7 protein-coding genes are annotated in these 5,987 nt (G+C 72.2%); 3 read left to right on the forward strand and 4 right to left on the reverse strand.

Going from position 1 to position 5,987, the window contains the following annotated elements:
* From ETD85_RS59400 to ETD85_RS59410, 3 genes are all read right to left on the reverse strand, one after another.
* On the reverse strand, positions 1-316 hold a 316-nt coding region (locus tag ETD85_RS59400), incomplete at its 3' end, for a biotin/lipoyl-containing protein (protein WP_338087270.1).
* 39 nt (positions 317-355) lie between these two features.
* Positions 356-1,720 (reverse strand): dihydrolipoyl dehydrogenase, encoded by a 1,365-nt coding sequence (lpdA, locus tag ETD85_RS59405; protein ID WP_138698613.1) that lies wholly within the window; start codon positions 1,718-1,720, stop codon positions 356-358.
* Between the two features lie 51 nt (positions 1,721-1,771).
* On the reverse strand, positions 1,772-3,241 hold the full coding sequence (locus ETD85_RS59410) for a leucyl aminopeptidase (protein ID WP_138698614.1): 1,470 nt from the start codon (positions 3,239-3,241) through the stop codon (positions 1,772-1,774).
* Positions 3,242-3,358: 117 nt separating this feature from the next.
* Between ETD85_RS59410 and ETD85_RS59415 the strand changes: the two genes are divergently transcribed.
* The 3 genes from ETD85_RS59415 to ETD85_RS59425 are packed head-to-tail and all read left to right on the forward strand — an operon-like array spanning position 3,359 to position 5,591.
* Positions 3,359-3,706 (forward strand): GntR family transcriptional regulator, encoded by a 348-nt coding sequence (locus tag ETD85_RS59415; RefSeq protein WP_138698615.1) that lies wholly within the window; start codon positions 3,359-3,361, stop codon positions 3,704-3,706.
* Positions 3,703-4,674, forward strand: coding sequence for an SdpI family protein (locus ETD85_RS59420; RefSeq protein ID WP_138698616.1), 972 nt, complete (start codon positions 3,703-3,705; stop codon positions 4,672-4,674). The genes ETD85_RS59415 and ETD85_RS59420 overlap by 4 nt, the downstream gene beginning before the upstream one ends.
* The gene (locus ETD85_RS59425) at positions 4,671-5,591 is read left to right on the forward strand and encodes a CPBP family intramembrane glutamic endopeptidase (RefSeq protein ID WP_138698617.1); all 921 of its coding nucleotides are present in this window, start codon (positions 4,671-4,673) and stop codon (positions 5,589-5,591) included. Before ETD85_RS59420 ends, ETD85_RS59425 begins: the two co-directional genes overlap by 4 nt.
* 45 nt (positions 5,592-5,636) lie before the next feature.
* Here ETD85_RS59425 and ETD85_RS59430 read toward each other — a convergent pair.
* A partial coding sequence (locus ETD85_RS59430; protein WP_206059584.1) for an adenosylcobinamide-GDP ribazoletransferase occupies positions 5,637-5,987 on the reverse strand: 351 nt, incomplete at its 5' end.

The following is a 5,987-nucleotide window of genomic DNA, read 5'->3' on the forward strand; positions in this document are numbered from 1 at the left end:
GCTCAGGCTCGGGCTCGGGAGCGGGCGCCGCGGCCTCGGGGGCGGCCTCGGCGGCCGGCGCGGCGGCGCCGGGCTGGCCGTTCTCGTCGATGATGGCGAGCTCGGCGCCGACCTCGACCGTCTCGTCCTCAGCCACGACGATCTTGGTGAGGACACCCGCGGACGGCGACGGGATCTCGGTGTCGACCTTGTCGGTCGACACCTCGAGGAGCGGCTCGTCGGCCTCGACGCGCTCGCCCTCCTTCTTCAGCCAACGGGTTACCGTGCCCTCGGTCACGCTCTCGCCGAGCTGGGGCATCTGTACGGAGACCGGCATCGTTATTCTTCTCTCGCGTTCTGATCTCGAGGGCTTGGACTAGTTGTGTACGTGCAACGGCTTGCCGGCCAGGGCCAGCATCGCCTCACCGACGGCCTCGGACTGGGTCGGGTGTGCGTGGATGAGCTGGGCGACCTCTGCGGGCAGCGCCTCCCAGTTGTAGATCAGCTGGCCCTCGGTGACGAGCTCGCCTATGCGCCTGCCCACCATGTGGACACCGACGACGGGGCCGTCCTTCTGGGCGAGGACCTTCACGGCGCCAGCGGTGCCGAGGATCTGGCTCTTGGGGTTGCCGGCGAGGTCGTAGACCTGCTCGACGATCTCGATGCCGCGCTCGGCCGCCTGCGCCGAGGTGATCCCGACCGAGGCCACCTCGGGGTCGGAGTAGGTGATGCGCGGCACGCCCGCGTAGTCGATGGGCGGCGGGTTGAGGCCGGCGATGTGCTCGGCCACCATGATGCCCTCGGCGAACCCGGCGTGGGCGAGCTGCAGCGTCGGGATCAGGTCGCCGATGGCGTAGACGCCGGGCACGGAGGTCTGGCAGTGCTCGTCGACCACGACCGCGCCGCGCTCGATCGCGATGCCCTGCTCCTCGAAGCCCATGCCCGCCGACACCGCGCCGCGGCCGACCGCGACGAGGAGCAGCTCGGCGTCGAGCGTCTTGCCGTTGGCGAGGGTGACGACCACGCCGGTCTCGGTGGTCTTGGCGCTGTCGAAGAAGACGCCGAGCTCGTATTTGATGCCGCGGCGGCGGAAGGCCCGCTCCAGCAGCTTGGAGCTGGACTCCTCCTCGGTCGGCAGCAGGTGCGGCAGCGCCTCGACGATCGTGACCTCGGCGCCGAACGAGCGGTAGACGCTGGCCAGCTCCACGCCGATCACGCCGCCGCCCAGCACGATCACCGAGGTGGGCACGCGGTCCATCTTGAGGGTGTGCTCGCTGGTGATGACGCGCTCGCCGTCGATCTCCAGGCCCGGCAGCGTCTTCGGCGCCGAGCCGGTGGCCAGGACGACGTTGCGGCCTTCGTAGACCTCCGAGCCCACCTGGATCCGGCCGGGGCCGGCGAGCCGGCCCTCGCCCTCGACGATCGTCACGCCGGCGCCCTTGAGCAGGCCCTGCACGCCCTTCCACGCGCGCGTGACGATTTTGTCCTTGAAGGCGTGGACGCCCTGGACGTCGATGCCGTCGAAGCGCGCCTTGACGCCGAAGGACTCGCTCTCGCGGGTCTCGTCGGCGACCTCGGCGGAGTGGAGCAGGGCCTTCGTGGGGATGCATCCCCTGTGGAGGCAGGTGCCGCCGATCTTGTCCTTTTCGATGAGGACGACCGACTTGCCCAGCTCGGCCGCCCGGAGCGCGCAGGCGTAACCGCCGCTGCCGCCACCTAGGACGACGATGTCATAGGCCACAGGAAGGCTCCTTGTCGGGGTGTACGTGATGCCGTCATCTTTTCATTTGTTTCAGATGCTCGCGTGCCGCTCGGCGAGTCCGATGAGGGTGCGGGTGATGGCGCCCGTGCCGCCCTTCGGGGTGTAACCGTACGGCTCGCCCTTGTTGAAGGCGGGTCCGGCCATGTCGATGTGCGCCCAGCGCACGCCGTCGGGCACGAACTCCTTCAGGAAGATGCCCGCCGCCAGCATGCTGCCCCAGCGCTCCGGCTGGAGGTTGGCGATGTCGGCGATGGGTGAGTCGAGACCCTTGCGCAGCTCCTCGGGCAGGGGCATGCCCCAGGCGCCCTCTCCGGCGGCCGTGGCGGCCTCGACGACGAGCTCCCTGACGGCGTCGTCGTTGGACATGACGCCGGCGGTGCGCCAGCCGAGCGCGACGATCTGGGCGCCGGTGAGGGTGGCGACGTCGACGATCAGGTCGGGGCCGTCCTCGGCGGCCCTGGCGATGCCGTCCATGAGCACCAGGCGGCCCTCGGCGTCGGTGTCGAGCACCTCGACCGTCTTGCCGCTGTAGCTGTGGATGACGTCGGACGGGCGTTGCGCGGTGCCGCTCGGCAGGTTTTCGGCCAGGCAGAGGTAGCCGACGGCGTTGACGGGCAGGCCGAGCCGCGCGATGCCGAGGATCGCGCCGAGCACGGCGCCCGCGCCGCCCATGTCGGACTTCATCCAGTCCATGGAGGCGGACGGCTTGAGCGACAGGCCGCCCGAGTCGAACGTGATGCCCTTGCCCACGAACGCCAGCGTCTTGGCGGCCTCGGGGTGGCTGTAGGAGAGGCGGACCAGGCGCGGCGGGTTGACCGAGCCCTGGCCGACGCCGATGAGGCCGCCGTAGCCGCCGTCCTTGAGCTGCTTGTCGTCCAGCACCTCGACGCTCAGCCCCGCCTTGCCGCCCACCTGCTCGGCGATCTCGGCGAACTTGGCCGGCCACAGGTCGGACGGGGGCGTGTTGACCAGGTCGCGGACGAGTGAGACCGACTCGGCCAGCACCCCCGCGCGCTCCGCGACGCCGTCCTGCTGCTCGGAGACCACCGTGAGCTCGGAGACCGGCGCCTTCTGCGCGCCGTTCGTGCGGTAACGGGCGAAGGCGTACGCGCCGAGCAGCCCCCCGAGCGCGACGGCCTCGGCCTCTTCGGGCGTGCCCGCGGGCAGCGCGAGCGCGGCGCGCGAGGTCCCGGCGAGCGAGCGGACGGCGGCTCCGGCCGCGCGGCGCAGCGCCTCCTCGTCGGGGGCGTCGCCGAGGCCGACGGCGACCAGCAGCGGGGCGGCGATGGCGCCGAACGTGGGCAGCTTGGCCACCTCACCTGCCTTGCCGGTGAAGGCGACCGCCTTCAGCGAGTCGGCGAGCTTGCCGCCGAAGGCCGCGTCGAGGGATTCAGCGGCCGTGGCGGCGCGTGGGCCGTCCTGACCCGACCTGAAGCCGACGACCAACGCGTCGGTGGCGATGGAGACTGGATCTGCTGAGTTCAGCCGCACAGTGGTCACGTAAACCGATGCTATCCACGGTTTCTACGTACTCACAAACAGGGGTTCATCCTACAAATCAATGGTCAGCTCGCTGGTCGGCGATTCCCGAGACATGGTGCTAGTGTCATTAGCACCATGCTGCTGACACTCGATCTCAACGACGCGCGCCCCCTGCACGAGCAGGTCGCCGGGGCCATCAGGCGCGCCATCGGAGAGGGCTCCTACCTGCCAGGAGACCGGCTGCCGCCGGCTCGCGACCTGGCCCAGGCGCTCGGCATCAACTCCAACACCGTGCTGCGCGCGCTGCGCGACCTGCGCGACGAGGGGCTGCTGGAGTTCAGGCGCGGCCGGGGGGTCAGCGTGGCGCGGCGTGCCGACGGACGGGCCCTGATCGCCCAGCGGACCCGCGAACTGCTCGAAGAAGCGAGGAGGTACGGCTACAGCCGTGACGACCTCATCGCGATTTTGGAGGAACTGCCATGAACGCCCGAACGACCGCCGTGTTGTGGGGCTCGCTGGTCACCGCCGTGTTGATCATCGTCCCCCTGTCCCTGCGCGACCGGCTGCCCGAACCGCTGGCCGTGCACTGGGGAATGAGCGGCGCCCCCGACAATGCCACGTCGTTCGGCGCGTACCTGGCGATGGTGCTCGCGCTCTGGGTCGTGCCCTGGCTGGTCATGGTGGGCGTGGCCGTGCGCGGCATGGGGCCGGCCCGCAGGCTCGGCCGGACGTACTGGTGGGGCTCGCTGGCGTTCCTGAGCGTGTTCGCTCTCGGCCTCAACGGCATCACGCTGCTGGCGAACCTCGACGCCGCCGACTGGACCCGGGCCGAGCTGTCGGGCTGGCTGGTGGCCGGGATCGTCGCCGTGTCCGTCGCGGCCGCCCTGGCCGCCGGCTACGCGGGCAGGGGAGCGCCCGACCAGCCGCCGCCGCCCGGCGAGCAGCCGCCGCGCCTGCGGATGCGGGCGGGCACGCGGGCGGTCTGGGTCAGCCGGGTGAGCAACCCGTGGCTGGCCGCGGTCACCGCGCTCGCCGGCGGCGCCCTGCTCGTGACGATCGCGCTGCGGCTCGTCGGCCTCGTCCCCGGCGGCATGTCGGCCGGCCTGCTGCCGGTGCTGGTCGTCGTGCTCGTCGCCGGGCTGCTGTCGACGTCCGTCACGGTCACCGCGGGGCAGGACGGCGTGGCGATCGGGTTCGGCCCGTTCGGCTGGCCGGTGCGCAGGATCCGGCTGTCCGGCATCGACTCGGCCATGACGGAGACGCGCCACCCGAGCCAGGTCGGCGGCTGGGGCTTCCGCGGCGTGCCCGGCAGCGCGACCATCATGCTGCGCGGGGGCGAGTGCCTGATCATCCGGTACCGTTCCGGCGGACAGCTCGCGATCAGCATCGACGACGCCGCACGCGGCGCATCCCTCATCAACGCCCTCATCGCGGAGCGAGTGGAGAAATGAAAAGACCCCTCCTCATCTTCATCGTCCTGGCATTCGGACTGTCCTGGGCGGTCGCGCTGCCCATCTGGTTCGGCGGCGGGCTGAGCTCGCCGTCGGCGCAGGGGCTGGCCGCGCTGATGATGTTCACCCCGGCGGTGGGCGTGCTCGGCGCGTGGGCCGTCACGCGCACGCCGTTCAGGGAATGGGCCGCGCAGACCGGCCTGACGCTCGGCGAGAGCGGGAAGCGCACGGGCCTGCTCGTGCTGGTCGCCTGGCTGGGGGTGCCGCTGCTGGCGATCCTGTCGATGGGGCTCAGCGCCGCCGTGGGGCTGGTCTCGGTGGACCTCGACCGGTTCAGCCTGTTCAGGGCGGCGCTGGAGGCGCGCGGGGTCGCGGCCCCCGCCGACGCCGGCACGGCCGCCGTCCTGCAGATCGTGGTCGCCGTCGTCGTGGGTCCCGTGCTGAACGCGATCCCGGCGCTGGGGGAGGAATGGGGCTGGCGCGGCTGGCTGCTGCCCAGGCTGCTGACCACGAACGGCGTGCTCGCCTCCCTCCTGCTCTCCGGGGCCGTCTGGGGCGTCTGGCACGCGCCGCTCACGCTGCTCGGCTACAACTACCCGCGGCTGGGCTCCTGGGCGGCGCTCGCCTTCATCGGCTTCTGCGTGCTGGCGGGGGTGCTGTTCGGGTGGCTCAGGCTGCGTACGGGCAGCGTGTGGCCCGCGGTGGTCGCGCACGCGTCGCTGAACGCCGTCGCCGGGCCCGTCCTGCTGCTCGGCGACGCCGCCGCGCCGCCGAACGAGCTGCTGGCGGGGGTGACGGGCCTGGTGGGCTGGGTGGTGCTGGCGGTGGCCGGCACGGCCCTGCTCCGCCTGTCCCCGGTACGCCGCCCGCGACCGGTCCCCGAGGAGACGTCACCCGCGACCGGCCCCCTGGTGTGACGGCCCCCTGGTGTGACGTTTCTGGGGCGTACACCCTCCTGGTTGTCAGCCGAGCATCGCGCAGACCACCAGCGCGGTGGCCGTGGCGGCCTCCACCAGGGCGCCCAGGACGTCGCCCGTGACTCCGCCCAGCCGGCGCCCGGCGTGCCGCAGGAGCAGCAGAGCCGCCCCCAGGCCGGCGAGCAGCGCGATCGGCGGCACCACCACGCCGAGAGGGCTCAGACCTCCCGCGGCCGCGGTCACGAGCAGGGCGGCCAGGGTGGCCGGCCAGAGGGCGCGGGGGCGTACCGTGCCCGCCACCATCGCCCCGAGACCGCCGGGCCGGGCGGCGGGCACTCCCACCCGGCAGGCCCACGTCAACGCCAGCCGTCCGGTCACACACGCCGTAACGAGCGC

Origin of the sequence: Nonomuraea zeae (assembly GCF_005889725.1) — a bacterium.
GTDB classification, from domain to species: Bacteria; Actinomycetota; Actinomycetes; order Streptosporangiales; family Streptosporangiaceae; genus Nonomuraea; species Nonomuraea zeae.

Bases quoted from the DNA above. Each gene is read 5' to 3' on its own strand.
- ETD85_RS59420 (WP_138698616.1), top strand. From the start codon at position 3,703: ATGAACGCCCGAACGACCGCCGTGTTGTGGGGCTCGCTGGTCACCGCC.
- ETD85_RS59415 (WP_138698615.1), top strand. From the start codon at position 3,359: ATGCTGCTGACACTCGATCTCAACGACGCGCGCCCCCTGCACGAGCAG.
- ETD85_RS59425 (WP_138698617.1), top strand. From the start codon at position 4,671: ATGAAAAGACCCCTCCTCATCTTCATCGTCCTGGCATTCGGACTGTCC.